The sequence below is a fragment of the Microbacterium testaceum genome, assembly GCF_020781835.1.
Taxonomy (GTDB): Bacteria; Actinomycetota; Actinomycetes; order Actinomycetales; family Microbacteriaceae; genus Microbacterium; species Microbacterium testaceum_H.
Map to the genome: position 1 here is coordinate 125,473 of NZ_JAJGNJ010000006.1, position 19,431 is coordinate 144,903.

Annotated in this window: 18 protein-coding genes; 7 read left to right on the forward strand and 11 right to left on the reverse strand. The window is 71.5% G+C overall.

The features are described from left to right. Positions 1-2 precede the first annotated feature (2 nt). The 4 genes from LL239_RS10490 to murI all read right to left on the reverse strand — a co-directional run bounded on the left by LL239_RS10490 (position 3) and on the right by murI (position 3,187). Positions 3-920 (reverse strand): cation diffusion facilitator family transporter, encoded by a 918-nt coding sequence (locus LL239_RS10490; protein ID WP_228163386.1) that lies wholly within the window; start codon positions 918-920, stop codon positions 3-5. Positions 921-1,006: 86 nt separating this feature from the next. After that, entirely contained in the window at positions 1,007-1,603 is a 597-nt protein-coding gene (rdgB, locus tag LL239_RS10495; protein WP_228163387.1) for an RdgB/HAM1 family non-canonical purine NTP pyrophosphatase, read from the reverse strand. A 1-nt stretch (position 1,604) separates the two neighbouring features. Then, the gene (gene rph, locus LL239_RS10500; protein WP_228163388.1) at positions 1,605-2,336 is read right to left on the reverse strand and encodes a ribonuclease PH; all 732 of its coding nucleotides are present in this window, start codon (positions 2,334-2,336) and stop codon (positions 1,605-1,607) included. Between the two features lie 32 nt (positions 2,337-2,368). Then, the gene (gene murI, locus LL239_RS10505) at positions 2,369-3,187 is read right to left on the reverse strand and encodes a glutamate racemase (RefSeq protein ID WP_228163389.1); all 819 of its coding nucleotides are present in this window, start codon (positions 3,185-3,187) and stop codon (positions 2,369-2,371) included. Between the two features lie 88 nt (positions 3,188-3,275). Here murI and LL239_RS10510 point away from each other — a divergent pair, with 88 nt between their 5' ends. Next, entirely contained in the window at positions 3,276-4,598 is a 1,323-nt protein-coding gene (locus LL239_RS10510; RefSeq protein WP_228163390.1) for a nicotinate phosphoribosyltransferase, read from the forward strand. Positions 4,599-4,784: 186 nt separating this feature from the next. Beyond that, positions 4,785-5,288: a hypothetical protein gene (locus LL239_RS10515; RefSeq protein WP_228163391.1), complete on the forward strand. Its 504-nt coding sequence runs from the start codon at positions 4,785-4,787 to the stop codon at positions 5,286-5,288. Positions 5,289-5,300: 12 nt separating this feature from the next. Here the strand turns inward: LL239_RS10515 and LL239_RS10520 are convergent, their stop codons facing one another. From LL239_RS10520 to LL239_RS10530, 3 genes are all read right to left on the reverse strand, one after another. Continuing rightward, positions 5,301-5,567, reverse strand: a complete 267-nt coding sequence (locus LL239_RS10520) for a DUF3039 domain-containing protein (RefSeq protein ID WP_026095843.1) — start codon at positions 5,565-5,567, stop codon at positions 5,301-5,303. A gap of 81 nt (positions 5,568-5,648) precedes the next feature. Next, the gene (locus tag LL239_RS10525) at positions 5,649-7,211 is read right to left on the reverse strand and encodes a hypothetical protein (protein ID WP_228163392.1); all 1,563 of its coding nucleotides are present in this window, start codon (positions 7,209-7,211) and stop codon (positions 5,649-5,651) included. Beyond that, positions 7,187-8,599 (reverse strand): ABC transporter ATP-binding protein, encoded by a 1,413-nt coding sequence (locus tag LL239_RS10530; protein WP_228163393.1) that lies wholly within the window; start codon positions 8,597-8,599, stop codon positions 7,187-7,189. Before LL239_RS10530 ends, LL239_RS10525 begins: the two co-directional genes overlap by 25 nt. 130 nt (positions 8,600-8,729) lie before the next feature. On the opposite strand from LL239_RS10530, the gene LL239_RS10535 reads away from it, so the two are divergent. From LL239_RS10535 to LL239_RS10550, 4 genes are all read left to right on the forward strand, one after another. Next, entirely contained in the window at positions 8,730-9,365 is a 636-nt protein-coding gene (locus tag LL239_RS10535; protein ID WP_228163394.1) for a hypothetical protein, read from the forward strand. Between the two features lie 65 nt (positions 9,366-9,430). Beyond that, positions 9,431-10,123 carry a phosphocholine cytidylyltransferase family protein gene (locus LL239_RS10540; RefSeq protein WP_228163395.1) on the forward strand — a complete coding sequence of 231 codons (693 nt, stop codon included), beginning with the start codon at positions 9,431-9,433 and terminating at the stop codon, positions 10,121-10,123. A 56-nt stretch (positions 10,124-10,179) separates the two neighbouring features. Next, a complete protein-coding gene (locus tag LL239_RS10545) occupies positions 10,180-11,106 on the forward strand; it encodes a hypothetical protein (RefSeq protein ID WP_228163396.1) in 927 nt (308 codons plus the stop codon). Between the two features lie 70 nt (positions 11,107-11,176). Next, on the forward strand, positions 11,177-12,508 hold the full coding sequence (locus LL239_RS10550) for a maltokinase N-terminal cap-like domain-containing protein (RefSeq protein ID WP_228163397.1): 1,332 nt from the start codon (positions 11,177-11,179) through the stop codon (positions 12,506-12,508). Between the two features lie 36 nt (positions 12,509-12,544). On the opposite strand, the gene LL239_RS10555 is transcribed toward LL239_RS10550, so the two are convergent. Further along, entirely contained in the window at positions 12,545-13,774 is a 1,230-nt protein-coding gene (locus LL239_RS10555) for a CDP-glycerol glycerophosphotransferase family protein (protein ID WP_228163398.1), read from the reverse strand. 42 nt (positions 13,775-13,816) lie between these two features. On the opposite strand from LL239_RS10555, the gene LL239_RS10560 reads away from it, so the two are divergent. After that, entirely contained in the window at positions 13,817-14,902 is a 1,086-nt protein-coding gene (locus LL239_RS10560; RefSeq protein ID WP_228163399.1) for a glycosyltransferase family 2 protein, read from the forward strand. 16 nt (positions 14,903-14,918) lie between these two features. Here the strand turns inward: LL239_RS10560 and LL239_RS10565 are convergent, their stop codons facing one another. The 3 genes from LL239_RS10565 to LL239_RS10575 are packed head-to-tail and all read right to left on the reverse strand — an operon-like array spanning position 14,919 to position 19,316. After that, positions 14,919-16,376 (reverse strand): CDP-glycerol glycerophosphotransferase family protein, encoded by a 1,458-nt coding sequence (locus LL239_RS10565; RefSeq protein ID WP_228163400.1) that lies wholly within the window; start codon positions 16,374-16,376, stop codon positions 14,919-14,921. Beyond that, the gene (locus LL239_RS10570) at positions 16,373-17,644 is read right to left on the reverse strand and encodes a CDP-glycerol glycerophosphotransferase family protein (protein ID WP_228163401.1); all 1,272 of its coding nucleotides are present in this window, start codon (positions 17,642-17,644) and stop codon (positions 16,373-16,375) included. Before LL239_RS10570 ends, LL239_RS10565 begins: the two co-directional genes overlap by 4 nt. A gap of 40 nt (positions 17,645-17,684) precedes the next feature. Then, positions 17,685-19,316 carry a S1C family serine protease gene (locus LL239_RS10575; protein WP_267189141.1) on the reverse strand — a complete coding sequence of 544 codons (1,632 nt, stop codon included), beginning with the start codon at positions 19,314-19,316 and terminating at the stop codon, positions 17,685-17,687. Positions 19,317-19,431: the final 115 nt, after the last annotated feature.

A 19,431-nucleotide genomic window follows, 5' to 3' on the forward strand; every position in this document is an offset into this window, starting at 1 on the left:
CGCTACGCGTGCTGCGCGTCGTGCTCGACGTGACCGGCCGGTTCGAGCTGGAACGTGGAGTGCTCGACGTCGAAGTGATCAGCCAGACACGTCTGGAGCGAACCGAGGATACGAGCGGCCCGGCCGTCCGACAGTGCCGCCTCCTCGACGACGACGTGGGCGCTGAAGACCGGCGCTCCGCGCGTGAGCTGCCACACGTGCACGTCGTGGACATCGACGACCCCGTCGGCTTCGCGCAGGTGCCGCCGGATCTCCGCCACCTGGACTCCGGTCGGGGCGGACTCGGTGAGCACCGCCATGACCTCGCGCAAGAGCCCGATCGCACGGGGCACGATCATCACCGCGATGAACAGCGAGGCGATGGCATCCGCCGGGACGAACCCGGTCGTGACGATGACGACCGCCGCCACGATGACGGCCGCCGAACCGATCAGGTCGCCGAGCACCTCGAGGTATGCGCCGCGCACGTTGATGCTGCGCTTCTGGGCGCGACCGAGCAGCCACATCGACACGGCGTTCGCGAGCAGGCCCACCACCGCCACGACGAGCATGAGGCCGCCCTGCACCTCAGCCTCGCCGGGCGACAGCAGCCGCTGCACCGCCTCGACCGCGACCCACAGGCTGAGCACGATGAGGACGATGCCGTTGACGAGCGCCCCGAGCACCTCGGCGCGCTGGTAGCCGAACGTGCGGCGGTCGTCGGCGGGGCGCGCCGCGATCGCCGTCGCGATGAGCGCGACCACGAGGGCCGCGGCATCCGTGAACATGTGCGCCGCATCGGCCAGGAGCGCGAGCGAACCCGTGAGGATCGCACCCACGACCTGCACGACCATCACCGCCAGGGTGAGGGTCAGAGCGACCGCGAGCAGGCGTCGGTTCCCCGCATCGCGGATGCCGCCGGCGGGTGCATGATCGTGCATGGACCCAGGCTAGAGCCGGTCCCGGGAGCGCAGCAGCCTTTCCGGCTAGTCGGGAATGAGAGCGGTTCTCGCTCTCGGCGCGCTCGTCAGAGCGTCTGCAGGAGCGGCACGAGGCGCCGGAAGGCCCGCGCGCGGTGGGAGTGCGCGTTCTTCTCCTCGGCCGTCCACTCCCCGACCGTGCGCTCGGCGCCGGCATCCTGGCCGTCCGGCACGAAGATCGGGTCGTACCCGAATCCGCCGGGACCCGCCGGGGCCGTCGCGAGGCGGCCGGGCCAGCGTCCCTCGACCGTGTCCTCGGTGCCGTCGGGCCGCACGAGCGCGATCACCGACACGAACTGCGCGGTGCGGTGCGGGTCGGCGACGTCGGAGAGCTGGTCGAGCAGGAGCTCGAGGTTGGCCGTGGCGTCCTTCTTGTGCCCCGCCCAGTACGCCGAGAAGACGCCGGGCGAACCCCCGAGGACGTCGACCGCGACACCCGAATCATCGGCCAGGGCGGGAAGCCCCGTGTGCGCCGCGGCCGCGCGCGCCTTGATCAGCGCGTTCGCGGCGAACGTCACGCCGTCCTCGACGGGCTCGGGACCGTCGTACCCGACGACCTCCAGGTCGGGGCGCGTGGCGGCCACGATCGCCTGGAACTCCTCGACCTTGTGAGGATTGTGCGTGGCGAGGACGATGCGCGCCATGTCAGCCGTTCAACGCCGCGATCTGCAGGTCGCGCAGCCGCGCGCAGCCGCTCACGCCCAGCTCCAGCAGCTGATCCAGCTCGCGCTTGTCGAAGGGAGCGCCCTCGGCCGTGCCCTGCACCTCCACGAACAGCCCGCGGCCGGTGACCACGACGTTCATGTCGGTCTCGGCCCGGACATCCTCGACATAGGCGAGGTCGAGCATCGGGGTGCCGTCGATGATGCCGACCGACACGGCCGACACCGAGTCCACGAGCACCTCGGAGCGCTGCGCGATGAACTTCTTCTCGCGGCCCCAGGCGATGGCATCCGCGAGGGCGACGTATGCGCCCGTGATGGCCGCGGTGCGCGTGCCACCGTCGGCCTGCAGGACGTCGCAGTCGATGACGATGGTGTTCTCGCCGAGCGCCTTGGTGTCGACGACCGCGCGCAGCGCACGGCCGATGAGGCGCGAGATCTCGTGCGTGCGCCCGCCGACCTTGCCCTTGATGCTCTCGCGGTCGTTACGGCTGTTCGTCGCGCGCGGCAGCATCGCGTACTCGGCCGTGACCCAGCCCTTGCCCTTGCCGGTGAGCCAGCGCGGCACGCCGTTGGTGAACGACGCGGTGCACAGCACCTTGGTGCCGCCGAAGGTGATGAGCGCCGAGCCTTCGGCGTGGGCCGACCAGCCCCGCTCGATCGTGACGGGGCGCAGGTCGTCGACGGCGCGGCCGTCCTTGCGGGTGTCGGTCATGGTCCTCCTCGGGACGGAACGGATGCCGCGCGTCAGCGCGGCAGGTCGATGGCGCCGGTCTGCACGAGCTGGACCTCGCGGACCTCGCGGCCCATCAGACGGTGGGCCAGGCGCAGGAAATCGTCGGCGGAGTCGCCCGTGGCCTCGTAGCGGTGGGTGGTGACGGCTCCCGGTCCGGCGAGCAGGTCACGCGAGACCAACTGTCGGTAGACGTCCTTCGCGGTCTCGCTGTCGCTGGAGACCAAGCTCACCTCGGGTCCCATCACGTAGCTGATCGCGCCCTCGAGGAACGGATAGTGCGTGCACCCCAGGACGAGCGTGTCGACCGCGGCGTCGCGCAGGGGCGCGAGGTACTCCTCCGCCACCGCGAGCACCTCGGGCGAGTCGGTGACACCGGCCTCGACGAACTCGACGAACCGCGGGCAGGCCTGTGCGAACACCGTCAGGCGCTCGTTGACCTCGAGCATGTCCTGGTAGGCGCGCGAGCCGATCGTGCCGACGGTGCCGATGACCCCGATCCGGCCGTTGCGCGTGGTCGACATCGCGGTGCGGACCGCGGGTCCGATCACCTCCACGACCGGGACGTCGTAGCGCTCGCGGGCGTCGCGGAGCATGGCCGCGGATGCCGTGTTGCAGGCGATCACGAGCATCTTCACGCCCTGATCGACGAGGGTGTCGAGCACCTCGAGCGCGTACCGCCGGACGTCGGCGATCGGCTTCGGCCCGTAGGGCGATCGTGCCGTGTCGCCGATGTACAGGATCGATTCGCGTGGCAGCTGCGCCGAGACCGCGCGGGCGACGGTGAGACCACCGACCCCGGAGTCGAAGATGCCGATCGGCGCGTCGTTCATAGGCATCCAGCCTACCCGCCGCGTTGCACACGGCCCCTGCTGTCAAGGGTGCGCCGGGGTGTCGACGCCCGCGCAATAGGCTGACGCCATGACCCGCAGCACCGCTCTGCACACCGACCGCTACGAATTGACGATGCTGGACGCGGGCCTGCGTGACGGCACCGCGCACCGCCGCTGCGTGTTCGAGGTGTTCGGTCGGCGCCTGTCGGGCGGCAGACGTTTCGGCGTGGTGGCGGGCACGGGGCGCCTGCTCGAGGCGATCCGCGACTTCCGCTTCGGCGATGAAGAGCTGAAGTTCCTTCGCGACAACCGGATCGTGGATGCCGCGACCCTCGACTTCCTCGCCGACTATCGCTTCACCGGCTCGATCACCGGCTACCGCGAGGGCGAGATCTACTTCCCCGGCTCACCGCTGCTGACCATCGAGGGGACCTTCGCCGAGGCGGTCGTGCTCGAGACGCTCGCGCTCAGCGTGCTCAACTACGACTCGGCCGTGGCTACGGCGGCAGCTCGGATGAGCGTCGCCGCGGGCGACCGGCCGCTGGCGGAGATGGGGTCGCGCCGCGCGGGTGAGGAGTCGGCGGTCGCCGCTGCCCGCGCCGCGTACATCGCCGGCTTCGCCGCGACGAGCAACCTCGAGGCGGGACGCCGGTGGGGCGTGCCGACGATGGGTACGGCCGCCCACGCGTGGACCCTTCTGCACGACACCGAGGAGGACGCGTTCCGCTCACAGATCGAGGCGCTCGGGCCCGACACGACGCTGCTCATCGACACATACGACATCGCCGAGGGCGTCCGCACCGCGGTGCGGGTGGCGGGAACCGGACTGGGCGGCGTGCGCATCGACTCGGGTGACCTTCCGATCGTCGCCGGTGAGGTGCGAGCCCTCCTGGACGAGCTCGGCGCCACCGGCACACGCATCACCGTCACGAGCGACCTCGACGAGTACGCCATCGCGGCCCTCGCCGCGTCCCCCGTCGACAGCTACGGGGTGGGCACTTCGGTCGTCACCGGCTCGGGCGCACCCACCGCCGGTCTCGTGTTCAAGCTGGTCGCCCGCGCCGACGCCGACGGCTCGTGGGTGCCCGTCGCGAAAGCCTCGGCGCAGAAAGCGTCGCACGGCGGCCGGAAGGCGGCCTTCCGCATGCTCGACGCCGGCACGGCCACGTCCGAGCTGATCGTCGTCAGCGACGGGTTCGAGGAACTCGCGACCTCCGCCGAGCACCCCGATGCGCGAGCGCTTCAGGTGCCCCTCGTCGTGGCCGGCGAGCAGGATCCCGCTCATCTCGGTCGCGAAGGTGTCGTGGCCGCACGTGTCCATCACGCCCGCGTGCGGGAGGAGCTGCCGCTTCAGGCTCTTGCACTGAGCCGCTCCGAGCCGGCTCTGCCCACGGAGTACGTCGAAGCCTGACCTGTCGATGCGCGAGACCCGGCCTCGTCTCGCCGGCGGGTGAAACCCGCGACATCCGGGGCGAGGTACTGCTCGGATCGAGGCAAGCGCACATGCGCGGGTGCCTACCGTGGGTACTCGCTCCGTCGCGCGTGCCGATCCCCGCCGACGGCGAGGGGGCGACCAGCGGATCGAACGGAGAGCTCCATGGCCGACGATGCACCGGCGCCCCGCCGCGTCCACCCCTCGCGCCGCGCGGTACTGACGACCGCCGCCTGGATCGCACCGGCGGTCGCTTCGACCTTCGTCCCCGCCGCCGCCCAGTCCGGCGGCAGCGTCCCGGTCTCGAAGCTGCGCATCGGGACCGACTACTCCGCCATCAACGCCCGCAAGTACGACCCCGCGACCGATTCGAATCGCGGTCCGATCGTGGTGTACGTCACGGCGCTCTACGACCAGAACATCACGTGGTGGCCCACGCGCGATCCGGGCGTGGCGGTCCTTCCCTACGTCGTCCAGGTGGCGGGACCGCTGGGCTCCAGCTCCCTCGTCGGCACCTTGACCATCCCGATCGGCGGGTACGGACAGAACGTGCGCTGGTACCCGGGCGAGAACGATTTCCCGATCCCCGCCGGCGTGTACACCTTCACGATGACCCTCTACGGCAGTGACGGATCGACATCGAAGACGATCTCGCTCACGGTGGGGTGAGCGTCACCGCGCTCAGCTGTTGAGCGACTCGTAGATCTCTTTGCACTGAGGGCACACGGGGAACTTCTCGGGGTCGCGTCCCGGGGTCCATTTCTTGCCGCACAACGCGCGGACCGGCTTGCCCGTGAGCGCCGACTCGAGGATCTTGTCCTTCTTCACGTAGTGCGAGAAACGCTCGTGGTCACCCGGCTCGATGTTCTCCTCGCGGATGAGCTCCTCGAGCTCACGATCGAGGGTGGCAAGACCCCCGCTGTCCGGTCGGTCGAGAGGCGTGCTCATGGTCTGCCAGTGTAGCCGCGGACCGCAGCCCGTGGACGGTTCGCCCGAATCCGCGACACGACACGGCACCCTGGCCCCCGCTCAGGTGGCCTCAGCGAACTCCATCAACCGGGTGCCGCGGCGCTCGAACTGGGCGGCACCGATCGCGATGCCCGCGAGCAACACCACCACGCCGGCCGCCAGCCCGGCCCAGAGCGCGAGGAATGCATCCGCGGTGTCGGATGCCAAAGCCTGCCAGGCGAACCAGATCGCGGGGGACGCTGCGGCGAGGGCGCCGATCATCACCGCACCCTGAGCGACGACGCCGCCGGAGCCGGTGCGCTGGGGCTGCTGGAACGGGCTGTCACCGGGACGGGAGACCGCGTACGGCGAGACGACCGACGCGATGCTCGACAACCCCAGGCCCGACAGGAACAGCGCCGCGCACACGCCCACGAGGGCGGGAGCGAAAGCCCAGCGTCCGTGCATGGCGACGGCGAGCGGGATCGCCACGGCGAGAAGCGGCACGGCGATGAGCACGACGGGCACCAGCCGGCCCACGCGGTCGGAGAGGCCGCGCACGCCACTGGCGATGTGCATCCAGAGTGCGGTCGAGTCGTAGGCCAGGTCGTTGTGCGGCAACCACCCGAAGAACAGCGCCATGATCGGCGCGGGCAACAGCACCGCGAGTTCGATGGGCACACCGGCGACCACGAGAGGCAGGGTGGACAGCACCGCGGCGATCGGGACGACGATGACGTTCACGACGTGGCGGCGATCGCGCAACCAATACGACAGGCTTCGCGCCGCGACGGCACCGCCCGGGGTGCCCGGCAGCAACGCGAACCAGCCGAGGCCGGCGCGTTCGCGCACGGTGACGGGGCGCGGCGTCGTGGTGAGCAGCACCCGAACGAGCACGAACCACACCACCGTGAGCACCCCGACCGTCGCCAGGGCGACGATGACGCTTCCGAACGCGGCGCCGGCGCTGGGCGCCACGGCGATGCTCCAGGCCGCCCCCAACGGTGTCCAGGCCAAGATCTCCGCCGCTGAGACGAGCTGGGAGGGAACGGCACCGCGCCACTCGAGCGAGCCCAGGAAGATACCGACCGGGACGACGACCACGAGCACGGCGACGAGGTACACGCCGAGGAGTTCCCGCGACTGACGCGGACGACGGACGAGGGCCCCCAAGGCCATACTGACCCGCGCGAGCAGCACACAGGTCGCGACCCCGAGGAGGATCGCGACGATGCTCGCCACGACAGAACCGCCGTGTGCGGTCCACGCCGTCGCGAGGCTGATCGCGAGGACCACCACGACGAACGCGGGCACGCTGAGGAAGCCCGCGAGCAGCAGGGCGGCGGCGAGCGGTCGAGGCTCCGGCCCGACGACGGCGAAGCGGCGCGGGTCGAGCGGATCGACGGATGCCGTCACGGGGGGCGCGATCGCGAAGCCCAGTGTGACCGCGGAACCGGCGAGCACCGTGACGACCGCCGTCGGCAGACGATCCGAATCGGCGAGAGCGGTGACATTGATCGCAGCGAAGACGGTCCCGGCGACGAGCACGAACAGACCGACGGCCCGGCGCAGCACGTGATCCCGGTCACCCCGCAGGGCGCCGAGCATCATCGCGAGCCTCAGGCGGAGAACGTGTGCAACCACTCGAGCCCCTCCACGTCTCCGAGTCCGCCGGAGAGCTCCAGGAACCGCTGCTCGAGAGTGGACCCGCCGCGAACCTCGTCGACGGTGCCCTCGGCCAGGACCTGCCCCGACACGATCACGGCGACTCGGGAGCAGACGCGCTCCACGAGCTCCATACCGTGGCTGGAGAGGATGACGGTTCCGCCGTGGTCGACGTACCCGCGCAGGATGTCGAGGATCACCGTGCTCGAGGTCGGATCGACGGCATCGAAGGGCTCGTCGAGCACCAGCAGGCGCGGTGAATGGATCATCGCGCCGGCCAACATGACCTTCTTCGTCATGCCCGCCGAGTAGTCGGAGACGGGGCGCCCGAGCGCCTCGACCAGGTCGAACGCCCGCGCCAGATCTGCGGCGCGGCTCTCGACCACCGGCGACGGCAGGCCGCGCAGCGCCCCGTAGTAGGACAGAAGCTGTCGACCGGTGAGCCGGTCGAACGTGCGCAGGCGATCGGGCAGCACGCCGATCATCTTCTTGGCCGCACGCGATCGGCGCCCGGCATCGACGCCGTTGATCTCGACGGTTCCGCCATCGGAGCGCAGAAGGCCGGCGATGATCGACAGGGTCGTGGTCTTGCCCGCGCCGTTGGGCCCGACGAGACCGTAGAAGGATCCGGCGGGCACGGTGAGGTCGACGCCGTCGACGGCGCGCAACTCGCCGAAGGTCTTGGTGACGTTGCGCAGTCGCAGGGCCGGCACATCCTCGGAGCTCTCGCCCGCCTCGACGGACGCTGCGCCGATGGCGGCACCCGCGACCTCCGCGGCGGACGCGGCGGAGTCCCCGCCGTCCGGACCGTCGATGTCGATGTCCATTGGGACGTCGGAGGACGCCGCCTCGTGTTCGGGCGCCTCCTCCGTCGCCGTCTCCACGGCCACATCGGCGGGAGTCGGATCCTCGGCGCGAGACCGGTCCGCGAGCTCCTCCTCCGTCGAGGTGGCGCCTTCCGGCGCTTCCGCGGCGGGCGACGTTTCGGAGTCGGTCTGCTCGGATGGCGACCGGTCCACGGCCGTGTCCTCTGCGACCGCTTCCGCAGCGGGCGACGGATGCGTCGCGGAATCCTCCCCCGCGGGCTCCGCGAGAACGTGCCCCTCCGCCTGCGGCTCCTCGACACCAGGATCCGCCGCACGAGGTTCCGCGTCGGCGGGCTCGCCAGATGCCGGTCCTTCCGCGCCCGGCTCATCCGACGGGGGCTGTTCCGCCGCCGGCTCCTCGACCACAGGCTCCTCGACCACAGGCTCCTCGACCGCGGACTCCCCGGACGTCGGTCCTCCGGCACGCGGCTCGGTCGTGGGCTCTCCCACCTGTGGCTCCTCCACGGCGACATCCGGCGGAGTCGGGTCGTCGTCGGCCATCCGCGACCCGTCGGCGGAGGGAAGCGGTGGACGCGGCGGAACGATCAGGTCTGTCGGCAGCGGCGGCGGCGGCCCGGGATTCGCCGGCGAAGCGCCCGCTCCAGCCACCTCCGGCGGAGTGGTCCGCGGTGTGGCGGGCTTCTTCGACGACGATGCACGCGGTGTGGCGGGATTCTTCGACGACGATGCACGGGGTGTCGCGGGCTTCTTCGCGGACGGGGTCCGCGGCGACGCAGGCTTCTTCGACGCGGCACGCGGCGTGGCGGGCTTCTTCTCGGCCGCGGCGGCCGGGTCGGCCGAGGTCGGATCGTGTGCGGCGCGCGGCGCGGCGGGCTTTTTCGCGGCGGTCGTTCTGGGCGTCGCCGGCTTCTTCGCCGCCGGCACGCGCGGACTGCGGGGAGCCGAAGCCGTGGAGGCGTTCCGCGGCGCGGTCGCACGCGGCGTCGCCTTCTTCGCCTGCGGCGTCTCGTCGGAGGACCCCGCCTCGGAGCCTTCGGTCGACGGAACAGAGTCTCCGACGGCGGGTCGCGGCGTCTTCGGACGCGGTCGCGGCGCAGAAGAGGCGTCGACGCTCGCCGCATCGTCCTCCGACCCTGCGGAGGCGGACTCAGGGGGCTGCGGCAGCGACGCTGTCATCGCTCCAAACTATCAACCACCTCCGACACCGACGAGGTCGGGAGCGGCGAGCGGGGAAATCGCCGGTCATCACGAAAGCACAACGACCAGGGCGGATTCTGCACCTTCTCAGGCCATTTCGCTAGCATGAATCCGACACGAAGGCGTGACATTCCGGTGAACCGGATATGACAACTCATCCCCCTGGAGCCTGCCTTGACAGTTCAGATCGTCATCCTCGCTGCGGGCATGGGCTCGCGACTGGGCAGAAGCCTGCCCAAGCCGCTGACCGTGCTGGCCGATGGACGCAGCATCATGCAGCAGCAGCACGACAACATCCGAGCGGCGTTCGGCCGCGACGCGCGCATCACCACCGTCGTCGGCTACCGCGCCGAGACCGTCGTCGACGCTTTCCCCCGGGTCGACTACGTGTACAACGACCGCTACGACCAGACCAACACGTCCAAGAGCCTGCTGCGCGCGCTGTCAGCGACCGGCCGCGGCGGCGTCCTGTGGATGAACGGCGACGTCGTGTTCGATCCTCGTGTGCTCGGCCGCGCCGTCGAGCTCATCGAGGCGGACCGCTCGTTCGTGACCGTCAACACGGCCACGGTCAGCGACGAAGAGGTCAAATACACCGTCGATGCCGAAGGCTTCGTGAAAGATCTGTCCAAGATCGTCCGCGGCGGACTCGGTGAAGCGGTCGGCATCAACTACGTCAGCTCCCGCGACAAGAAGGCCCTGCAGCGCCAGCTCCAGCGCGTCGACGACCAGGACTACTTCGAACGCGGCATCGAGCTCGCCATCGCCGACGACGGCATGCGCGTCGAGCCGCTCGACATCTCCGACCTGTACGCCGTCGAGGTCGACTTCGCCGAAGACCTCGAGCGCGCGAACCTGTTCGTCTGATCCGAACGGCACGTCAAGGCCCCGTCGGGCGCGCTCGAGCGAGGCAGGATGGAGCCATGGCCGAGAAGGTGCACCGCATCCATTCCCTGTCCGACGACTCGCCGTGGAAGGGCGGACTGCCACCGGCCGGGTCGGAGGAGCACCCCCGCACGATCCGCATGCTCGACCGCGTGCTGTCGGTGCAGCGCCCCGCGGTGCTCGCGCATCTGCGCAGCATCCGTCTTCGGCATCCGGACGCCTCCCCTCAGGAGATCATCCGCATCCTCGAGCGCCGGTATCTCGCGGCCGTCACCACGGGCGGCGCGGCGGTGGGAGCGACAGCTGTCGTCCCGGGCGTCGGAACCGGTGTCACCCTTGCGCTGAGCGGCGTCGAGACGGTCGGCTTCCTGGAGGCGACCGCGCTCTTCGCTCAGTCGATCGCCGAGGTGCACGGCGTCGCGGTCGACGACCCCGACCGCGCGCGAGCGCTGGTGCTGACGCTCATACTCGGCAAGGAGGGCATCGACCTCGTCTCCCAGCTCGCCGCGCAGGCCGCCGGGCGCGGCGCCAGTCGGTCGAGCTACTGGGGCGAACTCGTCACGAAGACGCTTCCGCGGGCCGCGGTCGGCCCGCTCGTCGACCGCCTGAAGACCACGTTCGTGCGTCAGTTCGCTGCGCGCGGCGGCGCATCCTGGCTCGGCAAGGCTCTCCCGTTCGGCGTCGGCGCCGTCGTCGGCGGTGCCGGCAACAACATCCTCGGTCGGCGGGTCCTGGTGAACTCCCGTCGCGCCTTCGGAGCCCCGCCGCTGATCCTGCCGCCTGACGTCGAGCCCCGGCCCGGGGCCGAGCGCCTCGAGCGTCGGGCCGCCGGCGGTGTGCAGCGGGTGGGCGGCGCCATCGCGGACGCCGTCGGATCGGCGGGACGCCGCACGGGCGCGGTCGCCCGCAAGGCCCTGCCCCGGCGCAAGGACCGCGACGAGGTCCCCGGGTCCGAGGCATCCTGACGCCTTCTCATCGACGCGGTCCGTGCGCAAGACCCGGGCACGAGTTCGCGCTTCACGTTAGCCTCGCCGCATGGGTGACCTCCTCGATCTCCTGGCCGTGTGGATGCCGCGACAGCGCTGGTACGGCACGAAGGGCCGTGACCCGCAGCTGACCCTGATCGCCGAGTGGGAGCTCGTGGTCCCGGGGACGCGGGTGCTGCTCGTGCGCGACGAGGCCGTGACCCCGGCGGCGGTGTATCAGGTGCCCGTGTCGCAACGCGACGCCGAGGTCGTGCTTCCGGGAAGCCTCATCGGACCCGCTGACGACGGGCGGGTGTGGTCGGATGCGGCCACCGACCCCGCCTTCACGGACCTTCTGTTCCGGCTGGTGTCGCTCGGCGGCGCAGGCGCCGCACTCGGGGACGAGTTCGTCGGCGTGCCCCTCTCCGCCGCGCCGGTGACGGCGCCCGAGGGCGTCCCCGCCCGCGTGCTCAGCGGCGAGCAGTCGAACACCTCGATCATCTTCCGTCCCGAAGGCGCTCCCCCGGTGATCTGCAAGCTCTTCCGCCAGGTCAACGCCGGCATCAACCCGGACGTCGAGCTGCAGTCGGCGCTGGCCGCCGGTGGAGCGACGTTCGTTCCGGCGGCGATCGGCGAGATCCGCGGCACGTGGACGGCAGCCGACGGCGAGACGGTCACGGGTTCGCTCGCGTTCGCTCAGGAGTTCTTCGAGGGCGTGGAGGATGCCTGGCGGGTCGCGCTCCAGGCCGCCACCTCCGGTAGCGACTTCTCCGGTCCCGCCCGCGCGCTCGGCGCGAGCGTGGCCCGCATGCACGTGGCGCTGGCCGAGGTGTTTCCCACCGTCGCCCCGGACGCCGACGTCCGGGCGGCCGTGGCCGCAGCGTGGGAGCGTCGCCTGGGGATCGCGGTGTCCGAGGTGCCGGGGCTCGCCCCCTATGCCGATCGCATCCGGGACGTCTACGCCGAAGCCGTCGCGGCGCCCTGGCCGCCGCTCCAGCGCGTGCACGGCGACCTGCATCTCGGCCAGGTGCTGCACACGCCGACCAACGGGTGGGTGCTGCTCGACTTCGAGGGAGAGCCGCTGCGTCCGATCGCCGAACGGCGCAGTCCCGACCTCGCGGCGCGCGACGTCGCGGGCATGCTGCGCTCGTTCGACTACGTCTCCGGCGCCGTGGCGGACGATGACGGTGCGGCCGTCCGGGCGTGGGTCATCGCCGCGCAGCAGGCGTTCCTCTCCGGGTACGCCGAGACTGTCGGAGCCGCGCACACGGCGCCCGACGCCCTTCTCGCCGCCTTCGAGCTCGACAAGGCCGTGTACGAGGCGATCTACGAGACGCGCAACCGCCCCGATTGGGTCGGCATCCCGCTCGCCGCGATCGGACGCCTTGCGCCTCTTCCCTGACGAACGCCCTCGGCGATCACCGGCGGAAGCGTCGCGTCATGCCCGCTCGTGTGCGTTCCACTGGTCCCAGCGCTCCATGAGCGTGCGCACGGCGTCGTGGAAACGCCGCGTGGAAGCGCCGGGTGAGGTGTCGCCGAAGTAGTACCGCACCCAGTGGTCCAGCCGTGCGACGGCATCCGGATCGGCGAGCACACGGTCGGCGACGCCGACGATGTCACCGGCGGACCCGGCATCCAGCCACTCGCAATCCGACAGGTAGCCGCTGTCGTCCACGAGGGCCTCCGGATCGACCGGACGTGTGATCAGGAGCGGCCTGCCGGCGGCGAGGCGGTCGTAGACCATCGCCGAGATGTCGACGACCGCGAGGTCGGCGGCGGCGAGCTGCCAGCCGAGCTCGGGTCCGGTGTCGTGCACGTGCTGCGCCGCGGGATCGGCGGCATTGGCGGCCGCGAGCGCCGCGATGATCCGGGCGTTGGCCGCGCCGTACGCCGGGTCGACGACTCCGGAGCGAGGATGGGGACGGTAGATGACGCGATGGCGCCCCGTCTTCAGCAACGCCGACACCAGCGCCTCGCCGTGCGTGAGGACAGAACCGTAATGGGCGGAGGGCCGGTCGCCCTCCCACGTCGGCGCATAGAGGACGACTCGGCGGTCGTCGGGTGTGAACGGCAGGGTCCCCGAGTAGTGATCGGCCTGGGGGCGTCCGATGGAGAAGGTGCGCCGGTCCAGGTCGAAGTCCCACAGAGTGCGCGAGAGCCGGGCGCGGGCGGCGTCCCCGGCGATGAACGCGTAGTCGTACGCCTTGAACTGGTTCGTGGTCATGTACATCTTGTCGGACTCGCCGTGGTTGATGAACACGTGCCAGCGGTGCCCGTACCGGAACATCTGGAAGTTACGGGCGTTCTGGTTGACGTACAGGACGATGCGCACGTCCTGCTCGGCGAGCACCTGCTCGACGTCGCGCACGGTGGGAGCGTAGGCGACGGGGAGGGCGTCGTCGCGAAGGAGGGCGTCGGCGCCGCGGATCGATCGCGAGATGATGACGACGGGCCATTCGCGTGCCAGCTCGCGCAGGGGGGCGTACCACTGCCGGATCTGGTACATGTTGACGGGGCCGTCGGCGAAGTACACCGCGATCCGGTAGCGGTTCTCCGGCAGGGGCCCGCGATCGGCGAGGGAACGCCGCAGGTGGATCCGGGCACGTCGGGTCGCGAGCGCCTTGCGCAGCAGCCCGACGGCGAGCAGGGCATCGCGGACGAGGGGCATCGTTCCAGGGTACCGGCCAGGTCGGCGTGAAAGGATCGACGGATGCACCTCGCGACCCCCGGCCGCAGAGACGCGCCCGTTCCCCCCGACGACGCCGGCGTGAGCTTCGTCATGCCCGTGCTGAACGAGGAGCGCTACCTGCGGCGTGCGGTGGCCTCGACGCTCGCGCAGGAGGTCCCGGGCCCCGTCGAACTGGTGCTGGCGATGGGACCGTCCACGGATGCCTCCGGCGCGATCGCGCGTGAGATCGCCGCCGCCGACCCCCGCGTGGTGCTGGTCGAGAACCCCGCCGCCGACATCCCGGTCGGGTTGAACCGCGCGATCCGCGCCAGCAGATTCCCGACCATCGTCCGCGTCGACGCGCATTCCGAACTCCTCCCCGGCTACACGCGCCGTGCCCTGGCAACGTTGGCGCGCACCCGCGCGGCGAACGTCGGCGGCGTCATGCGGGCCGATGGGCGTTCCCCGTTCCAGCGGGCTGTCGCCCGGGCCTACAACTCCCCGGTCGGCCTCGGGGGCGGCGCGTACCACGGGGGCACGGAGGAAGGACCGGCCGAGTCGGCCTACCTCGGGGTGTTCCGGCGCGCGGTCCTCGAGGAGGTCGGCGGGTTCGACGAGTCGATCCGCCGCGGCGAGGACTGGGAGCTGAACCTGCGGATCCGGCAAGCCGGTTACCGCGTCTGGTTCGACCCGGCCCTGTCGGTGGTCTACTGGCCGCGCGAGAGCTGGCCGCGACTGGTGCGCCAGTTCCGCGCGACCGGAGCCTGGCGGGGCGAGCTCGTCCGTCGCTACGGGCGTCGCAACTCCGTGAGGTTCTTCGCGCCGCCGGTGTTGGTCATCGCGGCCGCGGTCTCCCTCGTCGTCGGAGCCTTGCAGGTGGCCGGTGTCGTTCGCGCCCCCGCGGCCGGCGCGGTGCATGCGCCGGTCGCCGCCTATGCGGCGCTCGTCGGGGCCGTCGCCCTCGGACCCGGCGGAGGTCGCGGGTGGCGGGACAAGGCGTGGACGGCCGCTGTCCTGCCGTCGATGCACCTGCCGTGGGGAACGGGGTTCCTGTGGGCCCTTCTGCGCGGGGCACGCGACACCGTCGACACCTCGAGACTCGAGGGGCGCAACACGCCGCTGCCGTGAGCGGGTGGCATCCGGCTCAGTCTCGGTCGACGAATCCCTGGTCGAGGATGCGGGCGACCACGCGCTCGCTCGCGCGTCCGTCCTCTCGGGCGACGAACACCCGCCGGAAACGCTCGTAGCGTTCGCGGAAGATCTCGGGGTCGACCTCGGCGATCGCCCGCTCGAGATCCTTCTGCGAGCGCACGACCGGTCCGGGAGCGGCCTCGAGCAGGTCGAAGTAGAAGCCGCGCAGTTCCCCACGGTAGTGCTCGAGATCCGGAACGAGGAAGTACATCGGTTTCCCGGTGATCGCGAAGTCGAACATGACGGACGAGTAGTCGGTGATCAGGGCGTCCGACGCCGCGAGGAGCCTGGCCGTGTCGGGGTAGCCGGTGACGTCGATGACCCGCGGGCCGCGAGCGTCCTCGCCCGGCAGCAGCGTGCGCGTGTGCCCGCGTACGAGCACCACCGCGTTCGCCGCGCGGGCCAGGGCGGGGGCGTCGACGAAGTCGACGATCGCCTCGCGGTCGTCGCGCCACGTGGGTGCGTACAACAAAACACGTTCCTCGTCGCCGATCCCCAGCGCGCGACGGGTGGCGGCCCCGTCGTCCGTCTGCAGCGAGTCGTTCCGGGGATACCCCTCGACCCAGATCGGCCGGCGACGGAAGGCGTAGGCGCGGGAGAGCACGCGCGCGGCGTACGGGCTCTGCGCGAGGAGGACGTTCCAGCGCCGGCTCTCCCGGAAGACCGCGATCGCGCGGCGGGGATCGAACCCGGGGCGGTGGAGCGCGAGTCGCTTGAGGGGCGTTCCGTGCCACGTCTGCAGCACCGTCTGCCCGGGCTTGCGGACGAACTTCCGCCGCAGCCAGTCGTTGACGACGAGCAGGCGCGCCGCGGCTCGAGCGCGCCACCACTCGGGGCTGCCCTCGACGACCGCGACCGCACCGTCGGGCACACGAACCGAGAGGTCCACGACGCTCCAGTACCGGGTCACCCCGGGCGCGACCCGCGCGATCTCCCTGTCGATCGCGAGCGGATTGCACCCGGCCGTACGCCCGTAGAAGCTCTCGAAGAAGACGGCGTTCTCGAGCGGCTGACGGGAAGTCGCGTAACGGCGCTCCAGCGCGGCCTGCCCCTCGCCCGAGTCGTAGGCGGGATCGACCGGCGGTCCGACGTGCAGGATGCCGTCGCTCCAGCCGGCGCGAAGGCCGGGCAGCTGCGTCAGCGGGAGGGATGCCGCGGGCGGGGCGGCATCCGTCGCCTCCCCCGGCTCGATCCGCACCCGGTACTCGCCGGTGGGCAGCGGCAGCTCGGGCCCGCCCCAGCGCGCAGCCCGGAGGGGCAGGACAGCCCGCCAGGTTCGGCCACGGCCGTGCAGGCGCGCCTCGACCCGCGCGCGCGGTCCGATGAGTGTCACGGCCGCGGGCCGCGGGCCGGACCCGGAGATCTCCAGGGCGGCGTTCCCGTCGTCGCGAAGGAAGCGTGCGTCGGTCATGGGTTCTTCCTTCGGCGCACGGCGGCGCGGGTCGGTCGACGGGGGGATGCGTCCAGCCGTGCGCGGATCGCCGCGTGGACGCGTTCGGCATTACGGCCGTCGCGGTGCGCGTGCACGGCGTCGCTCAAGCGGCGCGAAGCGTCGATCGCCGCGGTCGGATCGTTCAGGATGCCATCGACCCGGGCGAGCGCGGCTCCCCACGTCGTCGCGGGGTCGTCGCCTGCGACGTCGCGGTAGCGGCCGTACAGGCCGCGCCGGGCGGAGTAGGCCTGGAGGTCGGGCGCGAAGAACACCACCGGCAGGGGCACGAGGCCGGCGTCGAACGCGAGGGAGGAGTAGTCGGTGATGAGGACGTCCACTCCCGGGAGCAGGGGCGTCACATCGGCGACGAGGTCGCTGCCGAGCATCCGCACACGCTCCCCGGATCCACGGTATTCCCCCGCGCCGAGCGGGTGAGGACGCACCAGGAGCAGGGCCTCGTGGCGCGCGAGCACGTCGTCGATGCCCGCCCAGTCCGCCGAGGTCGGGATCGCCGGGTCGGGCGCACCGTCCCGCCACGTCGGCGCGTAGAGGATCACGGGACGGTCCCCGAGGTCGACGCCCAGAGCCGTCGCGATCCCGTCACGGGCCGTCCGCCGGCGGTCGTCCACCGACCCCCGGGAGAGCACGTCGACCCGCGGTTCGCCGGTCACGGGCACGCGGGCGTCGTCGAGACCGAACGCCGTCTCGAGCCGACCGCGGACAAGGTGGGAGGCCGCGGGGAGCACGGCGATCTGGCGCATCGTGCGGCGGTACAGCAGCGCGAGAAGACGGTTCATGGTGCGCGACCGCGGAAACAGCGCGCTCCTGGTGGTCTCGGGCGAGTCCAGACCGATGCGCTTGAGCGGGATGCCGTGCCACAGCTGGACCACGAACGCGCCCGTGACCGCGTAGCGATTGACGTCGCCGAAGCCGTGCGTCACGACGACCACGCGCGCGCGGGCCGTCTCCCACAGTCCGCGCAGCGAGTCGCGGCGGATCGCGTGGATGCCGAGACCCTCGGCATCCCGAGCCTGATCGGCGTCCGCGACGAGCCAGGTCGACCGCTCCCCCGCGGCCTCGGCGACCCGCCACAGCGCGAGCGCGCCGTCGGCCACCCCGACCGCGCAGCCGAACACCCAGCGCTCGCGCGACCGCGGGACCACCGCCGTCAGCAGTCGCCCCGCCAGATAGAGCGGGATGCGCCGGAGCTTTCGCGCATTTCCCGCACCGAACGAGAAAGACGCCACCCCGCGAGCCTATCGCGGGGTGGCGTCCGGAGCCGAAGCGTCAGTTCTGCATGGCGCCCAGCGTCACCTCGGCGGTGTTCTCGGTGCCGTTGCGCACGTAGGTCACCTCCGCCTGCGAGCCCGCGGCGAGCGCGCGCACCTGGGCGGTGAGGTCGACGGAGTTGGTGATGGGGATGCCGTTGAACTCGGTGATGACATCGCCCTTCCTCAGGCCGCCGGCCTGGGCAGCGCCTCCCGCGGTCACGTCGGCGACGTAGGCACCGGTCGTGGTCGCTCCCTCGATCGAGGCGGCATCCTGGACGCTCGCTCCGAGCAGACCGTGCGTCGCCGAACCGTTGTCGATGATCTCCTGCGAGACGCGCTTGGCGATGTCCGAGGGGATCGAGAACCCGACGCCGATGTTGCCGGACTGTCCGCCCGACGACGAGCCCCCGGCGCTCGCGATGGCGACGTTGATGCCGATGAGCTTGCCCTCGTCGTCGACGAGTGCGCCGCCGGAGTTGCCGGGGTTGATCGCGGCGTCGGTCTGGATCACGGCGATCTTGATGGTCTGACTGGTCTGCGGGCTCTGCTGCCCCTGACCGAAGTCGAAGAAGAACGGGCTCTCGCCGCCGGGTTCGCTGCCTTCGCCGGACTCCGATCCATCCTCCGGCGCCGCGGACGAGGCGACTTGGATCGACCGGTTCAGGGCGCTGACGATGCCGGTGGTGACGGTGTTGGGAAGGCCCAGCGGAGCGCCGATCGCGACGGTGTTGTCACCGACGTTGAGCTTCGACGAGTCGGCCCACTCGATGGGCGTCAGGTTCGACGCGTCCTCGAGCTTGATGACGGCCAGATCGTATGTCGGGTCGGTGCCCACGACCTGCGCCGCGTAGACCCGGCCGTCGGACGTGGTGACCGACAGCTGGGCGTCGCCCGTCTGTCCGTCGAGGGTGACCACGTGCGTGTTCGTCAGGACGTAGCCGTCCTCGCTGAGCACGACACCCGAGCCGCTCCCCCCGGACTGCCCGCCGCGCGCGGTGATCGTCACCACGCTGGGAACCACCTTGGCGGCGACCGCAGCGGTGGCGTTGACGTCGTCCGGGTCGTTCACCGTGACCGCGGTGGGACCGGATGCCGTGGCAGCGTCCGAGCCGCCCCAGAGGGCCAGACCCGCGTACGTGCCGCCGAGACCCGCGCCACCGCCGACGAGGGCTGCAGCAACCAGCAGAGCGGCGATCTTCGTGCCCGACCCCTTCTTGCGGGGCCTCGCGTCGTCGGACTCGGGGAGGGTCAGGGTGGGGTGCGTACCGAAGGTCCCGCCGGCGGCGGGGCCGAACGCCTGCCCGGTCGGGGCGGTCGCTCCCGCCGGAGCGGAGGCGTATCCGTGGGAGGGCGGCGCGGGATGCTGCGGCGTGCCCTGGTGCGGCGTCGCGGGCTGCTGCGGCGCGACCGGGGCGCCCTGCGCGGGCGGAGGCCACGCGGCAGCGGCGTCCGAGGGCGATCGGGTCGGCACCGGAGGTACGGCCGGGGCGGACTGCGCGGCGGCCGGGGCCGATTCCGGCGCCGCGGCGACGTTCTCGCCCGCGGCGGGGGTGGTCTCGTGCGACGTGGGGACCGCGCCCTGCGCGGCCGCGTCGGTGGTGGGGCGGTGCTCGGTACCCTCGGGACGGTCGTCCGTGGTGTCGCTCATGGGATGCTCCTTCTTCCAGGCGAGATCAACCATGACCCCGGATGCTGTGCGCTTCCTATGACACGGGTGAGTCCGGGTTATGGGTGTCGCAGGAACGGAATGCGAGGTCATCTTC

Bases quoted from the DNA above. Each gene is read 5' to 3' on its own strand.
- rdgB (WP_228163387.1), bottom strand. From the start codon at position 1,603: ATGGCGCGCATCGTCCTCGCCACGCACAATCCTCACAAGGTCGAGGAG.
- LL239_RS10575 (WP_267189141.1), bottom strand. From the start codon at position 19,316: ATGAGCGACACCACGGACGACCGTCCCGAGGGTACCGAGCACCGCCCC.
- rph (WP_228163388.1), bottom strand. From the start codon at position 2,336: ATGACCGACACCCGCAAGGACGGCCGCGCCGTCGACGACCTGCGCCCC.
- LL239_RS10510 (WP_228163390.1), top strand. From the start codon at position 3,276: ATGACCCGCAGCACCGCTCTGCACACCGACCGCTACGAATTGACGATG.
- LL239_RS10490 (WP_228163386.1), bottom strand. From the start codon at position 920: ATGCACGATCATGCACCCGCCGGCGGCATCCGCGATGCGGGGAACCGA.
- LL239_RS10530 (WP_228163393.1), bottom strand. From the start codon at position 8,599: ATGGCCGACGACGACCCGACTCCGCCGGATGTCGCCGTGGAGGAGCCA.
- LL239_RS10565 (WP_228163400.1), bottom strand. From the start codon at position 16,376: ATGACCGACGCACGCTTCCTTCGCGACGACGGGAACGCCGCCCTGGAG.
- LL239_RS10555 (WP_228163398.1), bottom strand. From the start codon at position 13,774: ATGCCCCTCGTCCGCGATGCCCTGCTCGCCGTCGGGCTGCTGCGCAAG.
- LL239_RS10520 (WP_026095843.1), bottom strand. From the start codon at position 5,567: ATGAGCACGCCTCTCGACCGACCGGACAGCGGGGGTCTTGCCACCCTC.
- LL239_RS10550 (WP_228163397.1), top strand. From the start codon at position 11,177: ATGGGTGACCTCCTCGATCTCCTGGCCGTGTGGATGCCGCGACAGCGC.
- murI (WP_228163389.1), bottom strand. From the start codon at position 3,187: ATGAACGACGCGCCGATCGGCATCTTCGACTCCGGGGTCGGTGGTCTC.
- LL239_RS10515 (WP_228163391.1), top strand. From the start codon at position 4,785: ATGGCCGACGATGCACCGGCGCCCCGCCGCGTCCACCCCTCGCGCCGC.
- LL239_RS10560 (WP_228163399.1), top strand. From the start codon at position 13,817: ATGCACCTCGCGACCCCCGGCCGCAGAGACGCGCCCGTTCCCCCCGAC.
- LL239_RS10545 (WP_228163396.1), top strand. From the start codon at position 10,180: ATGGCCGAGAAGGTGCACCGCATCCATTCCCTGTCCGACGACTCGCCG.